Origin of the sequence: Mycobacterium sp. E3339 (assembly GCF_001666915.1) — a bacterium.
GTDB lineage: Bacteria > Actinomycetota > Actinomycetes > Mycobacteriales > Mycobacteriaceae > Mycobacterium.
In genome coordinates this window covers 1-593 of the sequence record NZ_LZIZ01000086.1, presented here as the reverse complement: position 1 = coordinate 593, position 593 = coordinate 1, and the positions used below count along the sequence as shown (strand labels likewise).

The 593-nt window shown below is 72.2% G+C and carries 1 protein-coding gene; it reads left to right on the top strand.

Annotated elements, in window-relative coordinates; all coding sequences use genetic code 11:
- On the top strand, positions 1 to 593 hold a 593-nt coding region (locus A5702_RS08470; protein ID WP_156669530.1), incomplete at both ends, for a VWA domain-containing protein.

The following is a 593-nucleotide window of genomic DNA, read 5'->3' as shown; positions in this document are numbered from 1 at the left end:
CCGGCGCCGGCTACGCCGGTTCACCGAGACGAGCGTGCCGCAGTCGCTGGCGCGTCACATCCCGATCGCGGTGTCGCTGCTCAGCCTGGTCCTGCTGACCATCGCGCTCGCGACCCCCACCCACGACATGCGCATCCCGCGCAACCGGGCCGTCATCGTGCTGGTCATCGACATGTCGCAGTCCATGCGGGCGACCGACGTGCCGCCCAACCGGCTCAAGGCCGCCGAGGAGGCGGCCACCCAGTTCGCCACCCAGCTGACGCCGGGCATCAACCTGGGGCTGGTCGGCTTCGCGGGCACGCCGTACCTGCTGGTGCCGCCGACGCCGCAGCACCAGGCGACGATCGACGCGCTCAAGAAGCTCGACTTCGCCGACAGCACGGCGACCGGGCAGGCCATCTTCACCGCCCTGCACGCGGTCAGCGCCACCGCCATCACCGGTGGCGACACGCCGCCGCCGGCCCGCATCGTGCTGCTGTCCGACGGCAAGGAGAACAAGCCGTCCAACCCCAGCGACCCGCAGGGGGCCTACACCGCGGCGCGGCTGGCCCGCGACGAGGGGGTGCCCATCTCGACGATCTCGTTCGGCACGC